The 19,861-nt window shown below is 60.3% G+C and carries 21 protein-coding genes; 5 read left to right on the forward strand and 16 right to left on the reverse strand.

Translation table 11 applies throughout. The features are described 5' to 3' along the window. Positions 1 to 20: 20 nt before the first annotated feature. The 3 genes from trpB (at position 21) to accD (ending at position 3,079) form a co-directional block, all read left to right on the forward strand. On the forward strand, positions 21 to 1,304 hold the full coding sequence (gene trpB, locus B9Z50_RS01480; protein ID WP_108361929.1) for a tryptophan synthase subunit beta: 1,284 nt from the start codon (positions 21 to 23) through the stop codon (positions 1,302 to 1,304). Positions 1,305 to 1,312: 8 nt separating this feature from the next. Further along, a complete protein-coding gene (trpA, locus tag B9Z50_RS01485; protein ID WP_108362485.1) occupies positions 1,313 to 2,122 on the forward strand; it encodes a tryptophan synthase subunit alpha in 810 nt (269 codons plus the stop codon). A gap of 84 nt (positions 2,123 to 2,206) precedes the next feature. After that, positions 2,207 to 3,079, forward strand: a complete 873-nt coding sequence (gene accD, locus B9Z50_RS01490; RefSeq protein ID WP_108361930.1) for an acetyl-CoA carboxylase, carboxyltransferase subunit beta — start codon at positions 2,207 to 2,209, stop codon at positions 3,077 to 3,079. Positions 3,080 to 3,144: 65 nt separating this feature from the next. On the opposite strand, the gene B9Z50_RS01495 is transcribed toward accD, so the two are convergent. Next, positions 3,145 to 3,693, reverse strand: coding sequence for a YggT family protein (locus B9Z50_RS01495; RefSeq protein ID WP_108361931.1), 549 nt, complete (start codon positions 3,691 to 3,693; stop codon positions 3,145 to 3,147). A gap of 32 nt (positions 3,694 to 3,725) precedes the next feature. Between B9Z50_RS01495 and B9Z50_RS01500 the strand changes: the two genes are divergently transcribed. Next, a complete protein-coding gene (locus B9Z50_RS01500) occupies positions 3,726 to 4,403 on the forward strand; it encodes an LON peptidase substrate-binding domain-containing protein (RefSeq protein WP_108361932.1) in 678 nt (225 codons plus the stop codon). Positions 4,404 to 4,486: 83 nt separating this feature from the next. Beyond that, positions 4,487 to 6,040 (forward strand): lysine--tRNA ligase, encoded by a 1,554-nt coding sequence (gene lysS, locus B9Z50_RS01505; RefSeq protein ID WP_108361933.1) that lies wholly within the window; start codon positions 4,487 to 4,489, stop codon positions 6,038 to 6,040. Positions 6,041 to 6,089: 49 nt separating this feature from the next. On the opposite strand, the gene B9Z50_RS01510 is transcribed toward lysS, so the two are convergent. From B9Z50_RS01510 to fabD, 15 genes are all read right to left on the reverse strand, one after another. After that, positions 6,090 to 6,425: a hypothetical protein gene (locus B9Z50_RS01510; RefSeq protein ID WP_108361934.1), complete on the reverse strand. Its 336-nt coding sequence runs from the start codon at positions 6,423 to 6,425 to the stop codon at positions 6,090 to 6,092. 18 nt (positions 6,426 to 6,443) lie between these two features. Then, the gene (gene nagZ, locus B9Z50_RS01515; RefSeq protein WP_108361935.1) at positions 6,444 to 7,529 is read right to left on the reverse strand and encodes a beta-N-acetylhexosaminidase; all 1,086 of its coding nucleotides are present in this window, start codon (positions 7,527 to 7,529) and stop codon (positions 6,444 to 6,446) included. 37 nt (positions 7,530 to 7,566) lie between these two features. Continuing rightward, complete coding sequence (gene acpS / locus B9Z50_RS01520; protein WP_108361936.1) at positions 7,567 to 7,974, reverse strand: holo-ACP synthase; 408 nt, start codon at positions 7,972 to 7,974, stop codon at positions 7,567 to 7,569. Then, positions 7,971 to 8,720 (reverse strand): pyridoxine 5'-phosphate synthase, encoded by a 750-nt coding sequence (locus B9Z50_RS01525; protein WP_370463041.1) that lies wholly within the window; start codon positions 8,718 to 8,720, stop codon positions 7,971 to 7,973. The genes acpS and B9Z50_RS01525 overlap by 4 nt, the downstream gene beginning before the upstream one ends. 8 nt (positions 8,721 to 8,728) lie before the next feature. Beyond that, positions 8,729 to 9,475, reverse strand: a complete 747-nt coding sequence (gene recO, locus B9Z50_RS01530) for a DNA repair protein RecO (RefSeq protein ID WP_108361938.1) — start codon at positions 9,473 to 9,475, stop codon at positions 8,729 to 8,731. 11 nt (positions 9,476 to 9,486) lie between these two features. Beyond that, positions 9,487 to 10,554 carry a GTPase Era gene (gene era / locus B9Z50_RS01535; RefSeq protein ID WP_199221647.1) on the reverse strand — a complete coding sequence of 356 codons (1,068 nt, stop codon included), beginning with the start codon at positions 10,552 to 10,554 and terminating at the stop codon, positions 9,487 to 9,489. Beyond that, positions 10,551 to 11,243 carry a ribonuclease III gene (gene rnc, locus B9Z50_RS01540; protein WP_370463042.1) on the reverse strand — a complete coding sequence of 231 codons (693 nt, stop codon included), beginning with the start codon at positions 11,241 to 11,243 and terminating at the stop codon, positions 10,551 to 10,553. Before rnc ends, era begins: the two co-directional genes overlap by 4 nt. Positions 11,244 to 11,250: 7 nt before the next feature. Beyond that, entirely contained in the window at positions 11,251 to 12,216 is a 966-nt protein-coding gene (gene lepB / locus B9Z50_RS01545) for a signal peptidase I (protein WP_108361939.1), read from the reverse strand. Next, the gene (lepA, locus tag B9Z50_RS01550; protein WP_108361940.1) at positions 12,216 to 14,024 is read right to left on the reverse strand and encodes a translation elongation factor 4; all 1,809 of its coding nucleotides are present in this window, start codon (positions 14,022 to 14,024) and stop codon (positions 12,216 to 12,218) included. The genes lepB and lepA overlap by 1 nt, the downstream gene beginning before the upstream one ends. A 493-nt stretch (positions 14,025 to 14,517) precedes the next feature. Continuing rightward, positions 14,518 to 15,942 carry a DegQ family serine endoprotease gene (locus tag B9Z50_RS01555; protein ID WP_199221661.1) on the reverse strand — a complete coding sequence of 475 codons (1,425 nt, stop codon included), beginning with the start codon at positions 15,940 to 15,942 and terminating at the stop codon, positions 14,518 to 14,520. Positions 15,943 to 16,063: 121 nt separating this feature from the next. Next, the gene (locus tag B9Z50_RS01560) at positions 16,064 to 16,558 is read right to left on the reverse strand and encodes a hypothetical protein (RefSeq protein WP_108361941.1); all 495 of its coding nucleotides are present in this window, start codon (positions 16,556 to 16,558) and stop codon (positions 16,064 to 16,066) included. Between the two features lie 26 nt (positions 16,559 to 16,584). Next, the gene (gene fabF, locus B9Z50_RS01565) at positions 16,585 to 17,829 is read right to left on the reverse strand and encodes a beta-ketoacyl-ACP synthase II (RefSeq protein WP_108361942.1); all 1,245 of its coding nucleotides are present in this window, start codon (positions 17,827 to 17,829) and stop codon (positions 16,585 to 16,587) included. Between the two features lie 6 nt (positions 17,830 to 17,835). Next, positions 17,836 to 18,072: an acyl carrier protein gene (gene acpP / locus B9Z50_RS01570; protein WP_019427049.1), complete on the reverse strand. Its 237-nt coding sequence runs from the start codon at positions 18,070 to 18,072 to the stop codon at positions 17,836 to 17,838. Between the two features lie 62 nt (positions 18,073 to 18,134). After that, positions 18,135 to 18,878 carry a 3-oxoacyl-ACP reductase FabG gene (gene fabG / locus B9Z50_RS01575; RefSeq protein WP_108361943.1) on the reverse strand — a complete coding sequence of 248 codons (744 nt, stop codon included), beginning with the start codon at positions 18,876 to 18,878 and terminating at the stop codon, positions 18,135 to 18,137. After that, positions 18,875 to 19,825 carry an ACP S-malonyltransferase gene (gene fabD, locus B9Z50_RS01580; RefSeq protein WP_108361944.1) on the reverse strand — a complete coding sequence of 317 codons (951 nt, stop codon included), beginning with the start codon at positions 19,823 to 19,825 and terminating at the stop codon, positions 18,875 to 18,877. Before fabD ends, fabG begins: the two co-directional genes overlap by 4 nt. Between the last annotated feature and the right edge of the window lie 36 nt (positions 19,826 to 19,861).

A 19,861-nucleotide genomic window follows, 5' to 3' on the forward strand; every position in this document is an offset into this window, starting at 1 on the left:
CCCATATTGAGCACCACACCATGTTTGAATACCAACAACCCGACCTCAAAGGCCATTTCGGCATCTACGGCGGCAGCTTTGTCAGTGAAACCCTGACCCATGCCATCAACGAACTCAAAGCGGCCTACGCCCAATACCAGCACGACCCGGCCTTCATCGCCGAATTCAAGTCCGAGCTGGCGCACTTCGTGGGCCGCCCTTCGCCGCTTTACCACGCAGCACGCATGAGCCGCGAAATGGGCGGCGCGCAGATTTTCTTGAAGCGCGAGGACCTCAACCACACCGGCGCCCACAAGATCAACAACACCATCGGCCAAGCCATGCTCGCCAAGCGCATGGGCAAGCCGCGCATCATTGCCGAGACCGGCGCAGGCCAGCACGGCGTGGCCACCGCCACCATTTGCGCCCGCTATGGCCTGGAGTGCGTGGTGTACATGGGCAGCGAAGACGTCAAGCGCCAAAGCCCCAACGTCTACCGCATGAAGCTCTTGGGCGCGACCGTGGTGCCCGTGGAGTCAGGCAGCAAGACCCTCAAGGACGCCCTGAACGAAGCCATGCGCGACTGGGTGGCCAATGTGGACAACACCTTCTACATCATCGGCACCGTGGCGGGCCCGCACCCCTACCCCATGATGGTTCGCGATTTTCAGAGCGTGATCGGTGAAGAGTGCCTGACGCAAATGCCCGCCATGCTCAAGAGCCTGCAAATGGCCGAGCAACAACCCGACGCGGTGATTGCCTGCGTGGGCGGCGGCAGCAACGCCATGGGCATCTTCTACCCCTACATTTCGCATGAAAACACCCGCTTGATCGGCGTGGAAGCCGCGGGCGAAGGCATGGACTCGGGCAAGCACTCGTGCTCGCTGCAGCTGGGCAGCCCCGGCGTGTTGCACGGCAACCGCACCTACATCTTGCAAGACGAGAACGGTCAGATCACCGAAACCCACAGCGTGAGTGCCGGCCTGGACTACCCCGGCGTCGGCCCCGAGCATGCCTTCTTGAAGGACATTGGCCGCGCCGAGTACGTGGGCATCACCGACAAAGAAGCGCTCGAAGCCTTTCACTACCTGTGCCGCACCGAGGGCATCATCCCTGCGCTGGAGTCGAGTCACGCCGTCGCCTACGCCATGAAACTGGCCAAAACCATGCGCACTGACCAGTCGATCCTGGTCAACCTGTCGGGACGTGGCGACAAAGACATCGGCACCGTGGCCGATTTGTCGAACGCCGACTTTTTCTGCCGACCCAGCTGCCAAGGCCAATCGGTCAAAGGTGCTGAGCAGCCTGTGAATTTTGTGAAGTGAATGCCGACATGAGCCGCATCGACGCCACCCTCTCCGCCCTCAAAACCCAAGGCCGCAAAGCCCTGATTCCCTATGTCACCGCCGGTTTTCCGCAAGCGGACACCACCGTGCCCCTGATGCACGCCATGGCCGCGGCCGGGGCTGACATCATTGAACTGGGTGTCCCGTTTTCTGACCCCTCGGCCGACGGCCCTGTGATCCAGAAAGCCGGTGACAAAGCGCTGGCTTTGGGCATCGGCACCGTGCAGGTGCTGGCCATGGTGCGCGAATTCCGCCAGACCAACAGCCACACCCCGGTGGTTCTGATGGGTTATGCCAACCCGGTGGAGCGCTACGACCAAAAGCACGGCGCAGACACCTTCATCCGCGACGCATCCGCTGCGGGTGTGGACGGCGTGCTGATCGTGGACTACCCACCTGAAGAATGCGTGGAATTTGCCGCCAAACTGCGCGCCCACAGCATGGATCTGATCTTTTTGCTGGCCCCCACCAGCACGGACGAGCGCATGCAACAGGTGGCCCAGGTGGCCAGCGGCTATGTGTATTACGTCTCGCTAAAAGGCGTTACAGGCTCTGGCACGCTGGACACCGATGCCGTCGAGGCCATGTTGCCGCGCATCCGCCAACACGTCAGCGTGCCGGTCGGTGTGGGCTTTGGCATCCGCGACGCAGAAACAGCCAAGGCCATCAGCCGCGTGGCCGATGCGGTGGTGATCGGCTCGCGCCTGATTCAGCTGATCGACGCCGCGCCTGTTGACCGCATCAACGACGTGGCCGGTGAGTTCCTATCGGGCATCCGGCAGGCCCTGGACGCGTAGGATGGGCGACCCGCCGCAATGGGTCGCTGTAGGAGCGGCCTGCGGCCGCGATGAACGATAATTCCCCGCTAAGGAGAACCCCTCATGAGTTGGCTCGAAAAACTGCTCCCCCCCAAGATCCAGCACACCGACCCGGCTGAGCGTCGTACGGTGCCCGAAGGCTTGTGGGTCAAGTGCCCCAGCTGCGAAACGGTGCTCTACAAAACCGACCTGGAAGAAAACCAGAACGTCTGCCCCGGCTGCTCGCACCACCTGCGCATCGGCGCTCGCGCTCGCCTAAACGCCTTTTTGGACGGTGAAGGCCGCTACGAAATCGGCCAAGAAGTGGTGCCGGTGGACCCGCTCAAATTCAAAGACAGCCGCAAATACCCCGAGCGTCTGAAAGAAGCCATGGACAACACGGGTGAAACCGATGCCCTGGTGGTCATGGGCGGCGCAGTCCACAGCATCAACTTGGTGGCTGCTTGCTTCGAATTCGACTTCATGGGCGGCTCCATGGGATCGGTGGTCGGCGAGCGCTTTGTGCGTGGCGTGGAAACCGCCATCGCGCAAAAAGTACCGTTTGTTTGCTTCACCGCCACGGGCGGTGCCCGCATGCAAGAGGGACTGCTTTCGCTGATGCAAATGGCCAAGACCAATGCCGCCTTGACCCGCTTGGCCAAAAAAGGCCTGCCCTACATCAGCGTGTTGACCGACCCCACCATGGGTGGCGTGTCGGCTGGTTTTGCCTTCTTGGGCGATGTGGTGATTGCCGAGCCCAAAGCCCTGATCGGCTTTGCGGGCCCCCGCGTGATCGAAAGCACCGTGCGTGTGACCTTGCCCGAAGGCTTCCAGCGTGCCGAATTCTTGCAAACCAAAGGCGCGGTGGACTTCATCTGTGACCGCCGCGAGCTGCGCAAAACCATTGCCAGCACGCTGGCCATGCTGCAGCGCCAGCCAGCCGATGCGGTGAGCTGATCGGCTTACACCCCATACAAAAGGCCCTCGCAAGAGGGCCTTTTCACATGGCGCCTCGAATAAACCTAGCGCAACCCTCCCGTTTGCAGGCCCATGAGCACCATGCCCAGCATTTGCAGGGCCAACAGCAAAACAAGCGGGGACAAGTCGATCCCGCCAATGAGCGGCACCACGCGCCTGAAAGGACGCAAGATGGGTTCAGCCAGTCGCGCCACCAAGTCGTACATGGGCGAGCCCGGGCTGATCCAAGACATCACCGCATACACCAACACCAAGGCACTCAAGGCCGACACCACCAGTTGCGCCAGACTCAACAAGCTCAACCAGGGCAGCAAAACCCATGGCGAGGCCCCACCCGACAACAACCACAAAAGCGCCACCTGCACCAGCTTGATCAGCCAAGCCCCTGCCAGACTTGACAAATCCCATGCCGACCAAGCCGGGATCCCTTTGCGCAAAGGCAACACCAACCAGTCGGTCAAGGCAAACACAAAGCGGCCAATGGGCTGGTGAAATGAAATGCGCTGTCTTTGCATCCACAAGCGCAGCAAACACGTGCCCGCAATCAAGCCTGCAACCACATCCAACACCATACTGACCATCTGAAACAACATTGCTTTTCTCCTGCTCATGCGATGATACCCAGATGCCTGATCGCGACACCCCTTCTCCACCAGCCCTGCACGAGTTGCCCCTGTTCCCTTTGGGCACGGTGCTGTTTCCTGGTGCTTTGTTGCCTCTTCAACTGTTCGAGTTGCGCTACCTGCAAATGATTGGCGAATGCGAGCGCCAAGGCTCGGGCTTTGGTGTGGTCACACTCACCCAAGGCCGCGAGGTGCACCGACCTGGCGAAGCGGCCGAACAGTTTGAAGCCATGGGCACACGGGTGCACATCGAGCGCATCGAGCGACCCCAACCCGGCCTGGTGATGGTCTGGTGCCGAGGGGTAGAAAAGTTTCGCATAGAGGCCACGCAGCAGCGCAGCGACGGCCTGTGGCTGGGCAAGGTAACGCCCCTGCCGCCCGAGCCCGCGGTGCAGGTGCCCGAAGACCTGCAGCACCTGTCTACGCAAATGCACCAGGCTCTGACCCAGCTGAGTGCTCAACCCAGCGTGGTGCCCCACTGGGCCGAGGCCTGGCGGCTGCAGGACTGCAGCTGGCTGTCCAACCGCTGGGGCGAGTTGCTGCCCTTGCCGCTGCAGATGAAATACCGGCTGTTTGCCCTGCAAGAACCCTTGGTGCGGCTGGAGCTGGTGGGTGACATGGTGGCCCCTGCTGGAGCCACCGATCCACAGCCCGGCCAAAAGCCGTCCGCAAACTCATAAAATAGAGGGCTTTGCGCCCTCGCGCACCCCACAACCCCGGATCGGGCGGCGTCCAAGCGCCACGGTCCCCACTGCACTTCGCCATGTCTGACACGACTGTCCAATCCGCTCCCGCCGCTCCAGCGCAAGATGAAAACCAACTGATCGCCGAGCGCCGCGAAAAGCTCAAAGCCATGCGCCAGGCGCAAGTTGACGGCAAAGGCGTGGCCTTCCCCAACGACTTCAAGCCCGAGCACCATGCGGCCAACCTGCACGAAGCCCACGGCAACAAAGAAGCCGAAGCCTTGAACGGCGAAGGCGTGGCCAAAACCACCGCCAAAGTGGCTGGCCGCATGATGCTCAAGCGCGTGATGGGCAAGGCCAGCTTTGCCACAATCCAAGACGCCACGGGCCGCATCCAGGTCTATGTGACCCGCGACGATGTGGGTGAAGACTTGTACGCCCTGTTCAAACACTGGGACTTGGGCGACATCGTGGGCGTCGAAGGCCACCTGTTCAAAACCCGCACGGGCGAATTGTCGATCCATGCCACCAGCATCCGCATGCTCACCAAGAGCCTGCGCCCCATGCCCGACAAGTTCCACGGCGTGGCCGACCAGGAAGTGAAGTACCGCCAGCGTTATGTGGACCTGATGACCGACGAAGCCGCTCGCAAGCGCTTTGCAGCACGCAGCAAGGCCGTCAGCGGCATCCGTGAGTTCATGGTCCAACACGGCTTTTTGGAAGTCGAGACGCCCATGCTGCACCCCATCCCCGGTGGTGCCAACGCCAAGCCGTTTGTGACGCACCACAATGCGCTGGACCAAGAGATGTTCTTGCGCATCGCGCCCGAGCTCTACCTCAAGCGCCTTTTGGTGGGCGGCTTTGAACGCGTGTTCGAGATCAACCGCAACTTCCGCAACGAAGGCATCTCGGTGCGCCACAACCCCGAGTTCACCATGATGGAGTTCTACGCGGCGTACTGGAACTACCAGGACCTGATGGGTTTTACCGAAAGCCTGATCCGCGACGCGGCCATGACCGCTGCGGGCACCTTGGACCTGACCTACAACGGCAAACCGGTTGACCTCAACAAGCCTTTTGCCCGCATGACGATTCGCGAAGCCATCGTCAAACACACCGAGGCCGGTGACAACGTCGACAACGCCGAGTGGCTGATCAACGCCCTGAAAAAGCTGGGCATGAGCGAAGCCAAGGACAAGTTGTCCACCCGCAGCCTGGCGAGCCTGCAAGTGTTCTATTTCGAGGAAACCGTGGAAGACAAGCTCTGGGAGCCGACCTTCATCATGGAGCACCCCACCGAGATCAGCCCACTGGCCCGCGCCAACGACAGCCGCCCCGAAGTGACAGAGCGCTTTGAGCTCTACATCACCGGCCGCGAGTTCGGCAATGGCTTCAGCGAATTGAACGACGCCGAAGACCAGGCTGCACGCTTTCATGCCCAAGTTGCCGCCAAAGACGATGGGGACGACGAAGCCATGTACTACGACCACGACTTTGTGCGTGCGCTCGAATACGGCATGCCCCCCGCAGGCGGCTGCGGCATCGGCATTGACCGCTTGATGATGCTGCTGACCGACAGCGCCAGCATCCGCGACGTGATCTTGTTCCCTGCCCTGCGCCACGTGCAGGAGTAAAGACCTCCAACAACAAACCCGGCCAAGGTCGGGTTTGTTGTTTCAGAGGCTAGCCCGGTTCATGGGGCTTGCGAGGCGGCAAGCGCGGCGCGTCCTCCACCACTTCGCGCACCTCCACGTCCACCACCTGGTCATCCTGCGCAAATGCGGCACTCTTCCGTCTGAAAGGCTCAAAACCTTGTCCGAATCCTGATCGGAAGCCCCCCTGCTTGAAACCTTGGCGCATGGCGCTGAACTGCTGCCAAACCATGACGACCTGGGGCTTACGACCCGTCAGCAGCCAACGAAGCGTCGCGAAAACAATGAAAAAAAGTAAAAAGAAAAGTATGGCTGCCAGAAAAACAAGTCCCAGCAGACCCATGAATATGCGTGCAATCCAGTTCATCCAAGGGTCCTGTTCAAGTCAAGGCAGGCGGTCGAGCGCCTGCATGTAATCGGCCGAGCGCACCAGTTCATCCCAAGGGCGGGCGGGGGCTCGGGGCAAGAGGTTCAAGCGGCGCTCTTCGCTGACCTCTTGGGGCTGCCAATGGCCTTTGAGCTGCGCCTCGGCCAGTTGGTCAAGCACCTCGTCCAGCTCTTGGCCACCGTTCACCGCAGATCGGTTGCACAGCAGTGCCAAATCACAGCCAGCGTGCAAAGCGGTGATGACGGCCTCGGTGTAGCTGAGGGTGCGACCCTCCAGCTGGCGGGCGGCGGCCATCGACAAGTCATCGGTGCAAACCACGCCCTGAAAACCCAGTTGAGCGCGCAAGATGTCTTGCAGCCAGCGCGGCGAAAAGCCTGCTGGGCGGCTGTCCACCTTGCTGTAAATCACATGCGCGGGCATCACGGCAGTGAGCACACTGCCCAGCCAACGGTAAGGCTGCGCGTCATCGGCCAGGATGGTCTTGAAGCCTCGCTTGTCCACCGGCAGTGCCACATGCGAGTCGGCCTTCACGGCACCGTGGCCGGGAAAATGTTTACCGCAGTTGCCCATGCCCGCCTGCAGCAAGCCCTGCATCAGGCTGCGGGCCAACAGGCTCACCACACGCGGGTCACGTGCAAAAGCGCGGTCGCCGATCACACCGCTCTCGCCATGGTCCAGATCCAGCACAGGCGTGAAGCTGAAGTCCACACCACAAGCACGCAATTCACTGGCCAAGACAAAGCCCGCCGAAGTGGCCGCCTCACAGGCTTTCAGCACACCCGAACCGGGTTGGCTTTTGTCGTCCTGATGCCAAAGTTCACCCAGCGCCCGCATGCTGGGCAAGTGGGTGAAGCCGTCGGTACGAAAGCGCTGCACCCTGCCGCCTTCATGGTCGACAGCGATCAAGAGGTCGGCCCGAATGCGCTTGATCTCGGCACACAGCTCAGTGAGTTGCGCACGGCTTTGCCAGTTGCGGCCAAACAAAATCATGCCACCCACCAAGGGATGGGCCAGGCGGCGGCGGTCCACATCGGTCAAGGTGGTGCCAGCAATGTCAATGATCAGGGGAGCGTGCAGTGTCATGAGGTGTGGATTCCATGTGGGGCGCCAGCGCGGTAAATCAAGTGCGCGGGGGGCTTTGGGTCTCGACCACACAAAAGCTGGCCGCGTATTCGGACTCGTCGGTCACGGTGATGTGGGCGCTGAGGTTTTTGGCCTCAAACCATTCTTTCAGCACACCATGCAGCACGATGACCGGCTGGCCGCTGGGCAGTTTGGCCACCTCACACAGGCGCCAGGTCATGGGCATGCGCATGCCCAAGCCTATGGCTTTGCTGAAGGCCTCTTTGGCCGAAAAGCGCGTGGCCAAATAGCGCACACCGCGCTCGGGCCAGCGGGCACTTCGGGCTTTCCAGGTGGACATCTCTGCGTCAGACAGCACCTTGGCAGCAAAACGCTCGCCATGCCGCTCCAGGCTGGCCCGGATGCGACGGATGTCGCAAATGTCAGTGCCGATGCCGTAGATCATTTTTTCAGGCAAGCGAGGTAGGCCCGCACCGTCGCGGCGTAACCCATCTCCAACGCGTCGGCCATGAAGGCGTGGCCAATCGAGACCTCTTGCAGGCCTTTGACAGCCGCCACAAAAGCGGGCAAGTTGTCACAGTTGAGGTCGTGGCCAGCGTTCAAGCCCAAACCGGCTCTTGTGGCTGCCACGGCGGCATCGGCGTAGCGCTGCAGCTGATGGTCTTGCTCTGGCGTGCCAAAGGCAGCGACATAGGGTTCGGTGTACAACTCCACCCGATCGGCGCCCACAGCGCGGGCTGCGGCCATTTGCTCAGGCAAGGGGTCCATGAACAGGCTCACACGCACGCCCAAGGCTTTGCATTCGTCAATCAGGGGTTTCAGGCGTTCGGCGTCTTGCGGGAAGGTCCAGCCGTGGTCGCTGGTGAACTGGCCTTCGCTGTCGGGCACAAAGGTCACCTGGTGCGGGCGCACGGCACGCACATGGTCCATTAGGTTGTGGAAAGGGTTGCCTTCGATATTGAACTCCCGCTCGGGCCAGGCCTTCATGAGGGCGTGGAGCTCGGGCACGTCGCTGGCGCGGATGTGGCGCTCGTCCGGGCGCGGGTGGATGGTGATGCCGTTCGCACCGGCTTGCAGGCACAGCTCGGCCGCACGCCTGACGCTGGGAATGCCCAAGTGGCGCGAGTTGCGCAGCAAGGCGACTTTGTTGACATTGACCGACAGGGCCACGCTTGGGGAAGAAGCAGTCATGGAGGAGTTCATAAGGTTTGCAAGTCCAGCATCATTTGGCGGGTGCGCAAAGCGCCCACACCACAATGGTAGTTGAGCAACAGGCGCAAGGGGCGCTGCAGCTGCACCAGCAGGTGGGCGCACTCGCGCAACAAGGCGGCAAAAGGACTGGGTGACGCCAGCGCCGCGTGCAGCGCCAACCATTGCTCGCCGCGCAAGGCTTGGCGGTCATCGCTGACCCACTGCAGCCCCGCCTCGGGGGCAAGCGCATAACTGTCCGTGGGCGACAAAGGCTTGAGGGTCAGGGTTTGCAGGTTCAGAGCGGGCAACAGGCCCATTTCGCGCAGCAGCAACAACTCAAAGCCGCGCAAAGCCCACTGCAGCGCATCGGGGTCGCCACTGGCCAATAAACGCACGGCGGCGGCATAAACCTCAAACAGCTGTGGGTGGGGATCGTCGCGCGCGGTCAGGCGCATCAGCAATTCATTGAGGTAGTAGCCCGACAGCAAAGCCTCGCCCGTGGGCATGACATGCCCGCCCACCCATTCGGCCGATTTGAGGGTGCGGATGTCACCATCTCCCCCAAACGCCAGAGACAAAGGCTGCAAAGGCAAGAGCACCGGGCGAAAGCTGGAGGTGGGCCGCTTGGCCCCTTTGGCCACCAAAGCCACACGACCGTGGTGGCGGCTGAAGACCTCGAGGATCAGGCTGGTTTCGCTCCAGTCGTAGCGGTGCAGCACATAGGCTGGCTCGTCTGCGATCCGCTTGGAGGCCATTGGCGGCGAAATTACTCGTAACCGAAGCTGCGCACGCGGGCTTCGTCGTCGGCCCAGCCTGAACGCACCTTCACCCACAGCTCGATGAAGACCTTGGCGTCCAGCAGCTTTTCCAGCTCGACGCGGGTTTCAGTGCCGATGCGTTTGAGCTTTTCGCCCTTGTCACCGATCACCATGGCCTTGTGCCCTTCGCGCTCGACCACGATGGTGGCGGCAATGCGCAGCATCCGCTTGGCCGTACGACCGGCTTCTTCTTCAAACTTGTCGATCACCACAGTCGAGGTGTAAGGCAGCTCGTCGCCGGTCAGGCGAAAGAGTTTTTCGCGCACCATTTCGCTGGCCAAAAACTTTTCGCTGCGATCGGTGAGTTCGTCTTCGGCGTGCCACCAAGGCTGCTCGGGCAGGTATTTTTCGCAAATGCCGAGCAGGCGCTCGATGTCTTTGGGCTGCTTGGCCGACATGGGCACGAACTCGGTGAAGGCGTGGCGCTCTTGCATGCTTTGCAGCCAAGGCGCGATGTCGCCACGGCGGTGCACGTTGTCGAGTTTGTTGGCCACCAGCAAGACCGGAATGCCGGGCTTGAGCAGCGCCAAGACCTTGGCGTCCGCCGTGGTGAAGCTGCCTGCCTCGACCACAAACAACACCAGATCCACATCACTCACCGCACCGACCACGGTCTTGTTGAGCGACTTGTTGAGCGCCGTGCCGTGGATGGTCTGGAAACCAGGGGTATCGACAAACACATACTGTGCTGCGCCCTGGGTACGAATACCGGTGATGCGGTGGCGTGTGGTTTGCGCTTTGCGTGAGGTGATGCTGATCTTTTGGCCCACCAAGGCATTGAGCAAGGTGGACTTTCCCACGTTGGGTTTACCCACAATGGCCACCAGGCCGCAGCGCTGGCCTTCCACCGGCACAGGCGCGGGGGCAGCAGCAACCGGAGGCAAAGCCGCGTCTTCGGATGCGTCGCGTGGCTGAATGGTCACGCCCGCGATTTGCACAGGGCGGCGCATGGTTTGCTCTTGCGGCGTGCGTTCAGTCGCAGATTCGGAAGGTGCGTTTTTTTTGTCGGTACTCATGCGGCGCTTTCGGATTTCAAGGTGAGCAGCATGGCGGCAGCCGCTGCTTGTTCAGCCGCGCGACGCGACGCGCCCGAGCCTTGTTGGGTTTTGCGCAATTCGGTCACTTCGCAAGAGACCTCGAATTGCTGGCGGTGCGCCGCGCCGGAGGTGCCGACCACGGTGTATTTGGGCAGCGCGAGCTTGCGCCCTTGCAGCCACTCTTGCAATTCGGTCTTGGGGTCTTTGCCCACGGCCTGCATGTCGGGCTTGATGTCGACCTGGGCAAACAAGCGTTCGACCAGAGCTTGTGCATCTTTGTAGCCACCGTCGAGGTAAACCGCGCCAATGATGGCTTCAAGTGCATCGGCCAAGATGGACGGACGGTTTTGCCCGCCCGAGCGCATCTCGCCCTCGCCCAGCCGCATCACAGCGGGCAAATCCAGCTTTATGGCCAATTGGTGCAGTGTGTCTTGCTTGACCAAGTTGGCCCGCACACGCGACAAATCGCCCTCGGGCAAATTGGCCAGTTGGGCGTACAACATGTGCGCTACCGACAGGTTGAGCACCGAGTCACCCAAAAATTCCAGGCGCTCGTTGTGGTCGGCGCTGAAGCTGCGGTGCGTGACCGCCTGCTGCAGCAAAGCATGCTGACGGAAGGCGTAACCCAGCCGGACTTGCAATTCGGACAGAACGGGGGAAGTTGCCACGCCCACCTCAGTCAAACGCGCCAATGCGCTTGAGATTGCCGAAGTTCATCCACACAAAGAAGGCTTTGCCCACGATGTTGCCATCCGGTACAAAACCAAAATAACGTGAGTCCAGCGAGTTATCGCGGTTGTCGCCCATCATGAAGTAGTGCCCTGCTGGCACCTTGCAAGTCACGCCTTCGACGGTGTAGTTGCAGTTCTCGCGGCCGGCAAACTGATCGGCACCCGGCACAAAGGCCGGACGGTCATCGTCTTGCAGCGTTTGGTGCGGCTTGGCGCCCAAAGTTTCGCGGCGGTGCTTGTGGTAGCGCATGGTGGACTCGTCAAAAAAGTCGGGCAGCACTTCGGTGGGCACGGGTTTGCCGTTGATGGTCAGGCTTTTGTTCAAATAAGCCACCTCGTCCCCGGGCAAACCGACCACGCGCTTGATGTAGTCCACGCTCGGCTTGGGCGGGTAACGGAACACCATCACATCACCACGCTGCACGGGTGTGCCTTCGGTGATCTTGGTATTGGCCACCGGCAGACGAATGCCGTAATGGAATTTGTTCACCAGAATCAAATCACCAATGTGCAGCGTCGGGATCATGGAGCCCGAGGGGATCTTGAAGGGCTCAAACAAGAACGAGCGCAGCACAAACACCACCACGATCACCGGGAACAAGCCCGCGGTCCAGTCCAGCCACCAAGGCTGCATGAGCAGCTTCTCGCGTGACTCGCGGATGTCGGTGTCCACTTTGTCGATGCCCATTTTGGCCAACTCGGCGCGGCGCTGCGCGGTTTCGGCTTCGAGCTGCGCCACTGCTTTTTGGCGCTGCGGCAAAAACACGAAGCGCTCGGCCAGCCAATAAATGCCCGTGACCACCGTGGCCAGCAGCAAGAGCAGCGCAAAGTTACCCTCCAGGTAGCCCAGATACCAAGCACCCGCGTAGCCGACAAACGCGGCCAAGACCAACGACGTTAAAAACTGCATCAATCTTCCACCTGCAAAATCGCCAAGAACGCCTCTTGAGGCACCTCGACCGAGCCAATTTGTTTCATGCGCTTTTTACCCGCCTTTTGCTTTTCGAGCAGTTTGCGCTTTCGCGAAATGTCGCCACCGTAGCACTTGGCCAGCACGTTTTTGCGCAAGGCCTTGATGCTTTCACGGGCAATGATGTTGGCACCAATGGCCGCCTGGATGGCCACATCGAACATCTGGCGGCTGATGATCTCGCGCATCTTGGCCACCACAGCCCTGCCTCGGTACTGCGACTGGGAGCGGTGCACGATGATGGACAGCGCATCGACCTTCTCGCCGTTGAGCAAGATGTCGACCTTCACCACGTCCGATGCGCGGAACTCCTTGAACTCGTAGTCCATCGACGCATAGCCCCGGCTGACCGATTTGAGCTTGTCAAAAAAGTCCAGAACGATCTCGCCCAGCGGCATCTCGTAAGTCAGCATGACCTGACGGCCGTGGTAGGCCATGTTCATCTGTACACCGCGCTTTTGGTTGGCCAGTGTCATCACGGGGCCCACATAGTCTTGTGGCATGTACAGGTGCACCGTGACGATGGGCTCGCGAATTTCCTGCAGCTTGCCTTGGTCGGGCATCTTGGACGGGTTCTCGACCATGATGACCTCACCACCAGGCTGAACCACTTGGTAGACCACGCTGGGCGCGGTGGTGATCAGGTCCTGGTCAAACTCTCGCTCCAAGCGCTCTTGCACGATTTCCATGTGCAACAAGCCCAAGAAGCCGCAACGAAAACCAAAGCCCAGCGCTTGCGAGACTTCGGGCTCGTAATGCAAAGAAGCGTCGTTGAGCTTGAGCTTTTCCAACGCATCGCGCAGGCCGTCGTATTGGTTGGCTTCGGTCGGGTACAAACCGGCAAATACTTGGGGCTGGATTTCCTTGAAGCCAGGCAAGGCGTCGGTGGCTGGGCCCAGGTTGTTGGGCAGCTTCTTTTCCAAGGTGACGGTGTCGCCCACCTTGGCCGCCTGCAACTCCTTGATGCCCGCGATGATGTAACCCACCTCCCCCGCTTTGAGCGATTCACGCGGCAGGTTGGCCGGGGTGAACACACCCAGGCTGCCCGCTTCGTAAACCGCGTTACTGGCCATCATGCGGATGCGCTCATTTTTGTGCAACTGGCCGTCCACCACGCGCACCAACATGACCACACCCACATAGGTGTCGAACCAGCTGTCAATGATCATGGCGCGCAGCGGCGCATCGGGGTTGCCCTTGGGCGGCGGCACGCGGGCCACCACGGCTTCGAGGATTTCTTCGATGCCCATGCCGGTCTTGGCCGAGCAGGGAATCGCATCGGTCGCGTCAATGCCAATCACGTCTTCCACTTCGGCCCGGGCATTGTCCGGATCGGCATTGGGCAAATCCATTTTGTTGAGCACCGGGACCACTTCCACGCCCAGATCCAGCGCGGTGTAGCAATTGGCCACGGTCTGCGCTTCCACGCCTTGGCTGGCATCGACCACCAGCAAAGCGCCTTCGCAGGCCGACAACGAACGCGAGACTTCATAAGAGAAGTCCACATGGCCGGGCGTGTCGATCAGGTTGAGGTTGTAGACCTGCCCGTCTTTGGCCTTGTATTGAAGCGCAGCGGTTTGCGCCTTGATGGTGATGCCGCGCTCTTTCTCGATGTCCATCGAGTCCAGCACCTGCGCTTCCATCTCACGCGCTTCCAAACCACCACAGCGTTGAATCAAGCGATCGGCCAGCGTGGATTTGCCATGGTCGATGTGGGCAATGATCGAAAAATTTCTGATGTGATTCATCAAGGAAGTTCTGCAAGTGTTGGTGGATCAACGATCCGGAAAAGAAAAAAGGGCGCGTCTGGTGGCGACGCGCCCTGAACCAACAATCAATGGCAACTGCGATAGTTGGGACTTCATTGTAGGCAAATTGGCCCATTCGCACAGCCCCGCTGTCGGGTTCGGCTGGTCGTTGCTGCTATGCAACATGAAACTTATCAACAACTTATCCACAATAAATGTTACCAAGATAGGAACAACTTGTGGGCTGTCTGTGGATCATCGGTGGAAACATGCGGCAAATCCCGCATGGTGAATCCAGACCTGCTCTATATGCCATGAATGACGGATCAAGACGGTTGATTTTATCCAAATTCGGCATGAGGACCCAAAAATGTTAGCAAACACAAACTTCAAAAATATTTTTGGATTCGGCCATATCTCCCCAAAAATTGACGTTTGGGCCCAACAACCCCAAAACCCCAGGGGTTTCAGGGTCTGCCGGGCTTGACACCCATCAAGGAGCGGGTCGGATCAGCACATATTGCGCCCCGTCGCCCCGACGGATCAACACACTGACTGGGCGGGACTTGTCGATGCGCGCCATCAGCGATTCGAACACCTGGACCGAGCTGACCTCGGTGTTCGCCACCGCCAGGATCAGGTCACCCTCGCGGATGCCCGCGCGTGCGGCCGCATCCACAGCGGCATCCACCCGAACACCAGCGCGCACGCGCGCTTCTTTCTTTTGGTCCGCGCTCAAATCACTCAAGCTCAGGCCCAAGTGTGCGATCTTGGCGGTCGGTGCTTTCTTCTCGGGGGCAGCCGCAGCCACTTTTTCTGGCTCGATCTCGGCCACGGTGACCCTCAGGTCTTTGGTGGCCCCTCGGCGGAACACCGTCAGCGCCACTTGACTGCCGGGCTTGGTATTGCCCACCGCACGCGGCAGATCGGCGGGTTTTTCAATCGACTTGCCGTCAAAGCGGGTGATGATGTCACCCGCCTCAATGCCGGCTTTCTCGGCCGGCGAGCCTTCTTCCACGCCGCGCACCAACACGCCTTGCGCTTTGCCCAAGCCAATCGATTCGGCCACTTCTTTGGTCACGGGTGCAATTTGCACACCGATGCGGCCACGGCTAACCCGCCCAGTGGCGCGCAGCTGTTCACTCACGCGCATGGCCTCGTCCATAGGAATGGCGAACGAGATCCCCATAAAACCGCCCGATCGGGAATAAATTTGGCTGTTGATGCCCACCACTTCACCGCGCATATTGATCAGCGGGCCACCCGAGTTGCCAGGGTTGATGGCGACATCGGTCTGGATGAAGGGCAAATAATCTCCCGTATCGCGCTGTTTGGCGCTCACAATGCCTGCCGTGACGGTGTTCTCCAGGCCAAAGGGGGAACCAATGGCCATCACCCACTCGCCCACTCGCAGGCGATTGACATCGCCGACCTTGACTGCGGACAGGCCGGTGGCCTGGATTTTCACGACTGCCACGTCGGTGCGCTTGTCGGCCCCCACAATGCGCGCCTTGAATTCCCGTTGGTCGGGCAGCGTCACCATCACCTCGTCGGCCCCGTCGATGACATGGGCATTGGTCATGATGTAACCGTCCGCACTCAAGATGAAGCCCGAACCCACGCCACGTGGTTGGGCTTCTGGCTCGGGTCGATTTTGCCGCGGGCCCTGGCGTGGCGCGTTCGGCATGGGCACACCAAAAAAGCGGCGAAACAATTCCTGCATTTCTTCGTCAGGCCCGCCTGCGCCGGGCGTGCCGGTGCTCACTTTTTCAAGGGTTCGAATGTTCACCACCGAGGGGCCGACTTGTTCCACCAAGTCGGTGAAATCGGGCAAGCCGCGTACAGCAGCAGCCGGGGCTTGCGCCAAAGCGGCTGTGGTGGGCAGCATGGCCCAGCCTGCCATCAGGGCCGTGGCCATGCAGGCCGATGCAGCCGTTTTCATGAATTTGTTGTTCAGCACAAAAAGCCTCCTTTTGTCGGTCAAAACCAAATTGCAACTTTCAGGCAGATGCGGGTGAAAACAGCCTTTTCAAGCCGCATCAAAGACGCTCTTGCAGGTCTTTGCCCAACCGTTCAGGCATCTTGGGGCGCGAATATACAGCGCATCTAAATCCGTGCCACTTTGAGGGCATCGCACGTGCCTGCAGCCAGGCGCAGCGCAGCCGACCTTGTGCATGGCCTTCTTCGCTCAACGGCTGCAGCCACAACAACAGGCCTTGCCCCGTGTCCACGCCCACCGAGACGTTCACGGCCTGGGCCTGCTCGTCCGATTCGGTCTCGGCTTGCCAAAACCAGGCCTCTCCACTCCAGACCAAACGCCCGCACGTGAGCGTTTGCCTCGGTGCCCACAGCGCAGCAAACCCAACACAAACACCCCACAACATCCAGGCCGCCCAGAGCTTGGGGCCTGTGGCCAAAGTCTGGAGTTGCCAGCTGAGCAAGCCCATAGCCGAAGCCACAGCCACAGCCACAAACAACAGTCGGCCCCAAACAAAACGCCCCACCGGGAAAACCACAGGCGGGGCGTTGTGCATGGCTTGAAACGAGCCCGAGGGGGCCGTCAGAGGCGTTTGAACACCAAAGAACCGTTGGTGCCACCAAAACCAAAATTGTTTTTCAGGGCCACATCGATTTTCATGTCGCGCGCCGTGTTGGCGCAGTAGTCCAGATCGCACTCGGGATCGGGGTTGACCAGGTTGATTGTGGGCGGCACTTTTTGATGGTGCAACGCCAACACGGTGAACACACTTTCAATGCCGCCCGCGCCACCCAAAAGGTGACCGGTCATGGACTTGGTTGAACTGACCACAGTTTTGTAGGCATGATCGCCCAAAGCCGCCTTGATGGCATTGGTTTCGTTGATGTCACCCAGCGGCGTGGAGGTGCCGTGTGCGTTCAGGTAGTCAATTTGGTCGGTGTTGACACCGGCATTGCGCATGGCATTGATCATGGCGCGGCGTGGGCCGTCCATGCTCGGCGCGGTCATGTGACCGGCGTCAGCACTCATGCCATAACCACCGAGCTCGGCATAAATTTTCGCGCCACGGGCTTTGGCGTGCTCGTACTCTTCGAGCACCATCACGCCCGCGCCTTCACCCAGCACAAAGCCATCGCGGTCTTTGTCCCAAGGACGGGAGGCGGCTGTGGGGTCGTCGTTGCGGGTCGACAAAGCACGCATGGCGGCAAAACCACCCACACCCAGTGGCGACACCGTGCCCTCTGAGCCACCGGCAATCATCACGTCAGCGTCACCGTATTCGATCAGACGGCCGGCTTCGCCAATGCTGTGCAAACCTGTGGTGCAAGCCGTCACAACAGCCAAGTTAGGGCCTTTGAAGCCATGGCGCATCGACACATGGCCTGAGATCATGTTGATGATCGAGGCCGGCACGAAAAACGGAGAGATGCGGCGTGCGCCGCGCGCCGTGTACTCGATGTGGGTTTCTTCGATCAGCGGCAAACCGCCGATGCCCGAACCAATCACCACACCGATGCGGCAAGCCTCTTCATCACCCAAGGCTTCGCCTGAAGGCAGACCAGCATCTTGGATGGCCTGGGCTGCAGCGGCAATACCGTAATGAATGAACCGATCCATCGTCCTTGCCTCTTTGGCAGAGATGTAGGATTCGAGGTCAAAATTCTTGATTTCACCCGCGATACGGCAAGACATCGCCGAAGCATCGAAGCGGGTGATGGGTCCAATGCCGGACTGGCCGGCGATCAGGTTGGACCATGCCTCAGCCACCGTGTTGCCCACGGGGCTGATGCATCCCAAACCCGTGACAACAACGCGGCGCCGGGTCATCGTCGATCAGGCCTTCTTGCTTTGGGCGTAGTCGATCGCAGCTTGCACCGTGGTGATTTTTTCTGCGTCTTCGTCAGGAATCTCGATGCCGAACTCGTCTTCGAGTGCCATCACCAATTCCACAGTGTCCAGGGAGTCGGCACCCAGATCAGCCACGAAGGCTTTTTCGTTGGTGACTTGTGACTCTTCAACGCCGAGTTGTTCGGCAATGATTTTTTTGACACGTGCTTCGATATCGCTCATGGGGTCCCTCTGAGGGTTGTGAAAAAAGAAGATTTTACCTGTCCGGAAGGGCGTTCCGAAAATCAGGCCATGAACATGCCACCATTGACATGCAATTCTTGTCCGGTGACATAGCCAGCACCCCGGCCCGCCAGGTATGCGACGGCGTGTGCGATGTCCTCGGGTTGACCCAGATGACCCAGAGGAATCTGGCCCAACAAGGCTTTGTGTTGTTCCTCGGGCAGGCTGGCCGTCATATCGGTGGCAATAAAACCAGGGGCCACACAGTTGACGGTGATGTTGCGGCTACCCAATTCGCGGGCCAGGGCACGGGTCATACCGGCCACGCCCGCCTTGGCGGCAGCGTAGTTGGCCTGACCAGGGTTGCCGGAAGCGCCCACCACGCTGGTGATGCTGATGATTCGGCCGTAGCGCTGCTTCATCATGGGGCGGATCACGGCGCGGCTCATGCGGAACACCGCCTTGAGGTTGGTGTCGAGCACCGCGTCCCAATCGTCGTCTTTCATGCGCATGGCCAAGGTGTCGCGGGTGATGCCCGCGTTATTGACCAGCACCTGCAGGCCGCCGTGCTCTTTCACGATGGCGTCGATCAGGGCTTCGCCCGCTGCGGCATCGTTGACATTCAGATTGGCACCCCGGCTGCCCGGAAAAGCCGACAAGGCTTGGGTGATTTTGGCGGCGCCGTCATCGCTGGTGGCGGTGCCAATCACGACAAAATCCGATTGCGCCAGATGTAAAGCGATCGATGCGCCAATGCCTCGGGATGCGCCTGTGACCAAGGCCACTTGTTTTGGGGTATCGCTCATGCGAGAAGTCCTTTCACTTCGGCCAGTGTGGTGGGGTCATACAGGGCCACACCGTTCAATTCGGGGTCAATGCGCTTGGTCATGCCAGCCAGCACCTTGCCGGGCCCGCATTCCACCAAGGTGCTCACGCCATGGGCCTTGATGGCCTGCACGCATTCGACCCAGCGCACCGGACCAAAGGCCTGGCGGTAGAGCGCGTCTCGGATGCGGTCACCGTCGGTTTCAATGGCCACATCAATGTTGTTGAGCACCGGGATCTGCGGTGCTCCTAGAGTCAGTGTGGCCAGTTTTTCACGCAGCTTTTCAGCCGCTGGCTTCATCAGACTGGAGTGAAAAGGGGCAGACACAGGCAAGAGCAGCGCACGCTTGGCGCCCATGCCCTTGAGCACTTCGCAGGCTTTGTCCACCGCCGCTTTGCTGCCCGCAATCACCGTTTGTGCCGCATCGTTGAAGTTCACGGCTTCGACCACTTCGGCGCTGCCTGCTGCAAATGTGGCTTGTGCCTCTTGGCAGCCTGCAATCACTTTGTCCGAGGCCAAACCCAAAATCGCGGCCATGGCGCCCACACCCACAGGCACGGCTTCTTGCATGGCGGCCGCACGCAGGCGCACCAGCGGGGCGGCTTGCGCGAGCGTCAACACACCCGAAGCCACCAAGGCGCTGTACTCGCCCAGCGAGTGACCGGCCACAACGGACGGCTTGGCCCCGCCTTCTGCGAGCCAGGCCCGGTAAGCGGCCACAGCCGACACCAGCATTACGGGTTGTGTGTTGGTAGTCATGGCCAAGGCCTCTTTGGGGCCTTCGTGGATCAGTCGAGCGACGTCTTCGCCCAAAGCATCAGAAGCTTCTTTCAAGGTTTCGAGCACCACGGTGTGATCACCCCAAGCGTCCAACATGCCCACGGACTGGGAGCCCTGGCCGGGAAAAACAAAAGCAAATGTGGTCATGTACAAATTCTGTATCTGGGAAGAATCCGGAAGAGC

This window comes from Limnohabitans sp. Bal53, assembly GCF_003063355.1.
In the GTDB taxonomy this organism is placed as follows: Bacteria; Pseudomonadota; Gammaproteobacteria; order Burkholderiales; family Burkholderiaceae_C; genus Limnohabitans_A.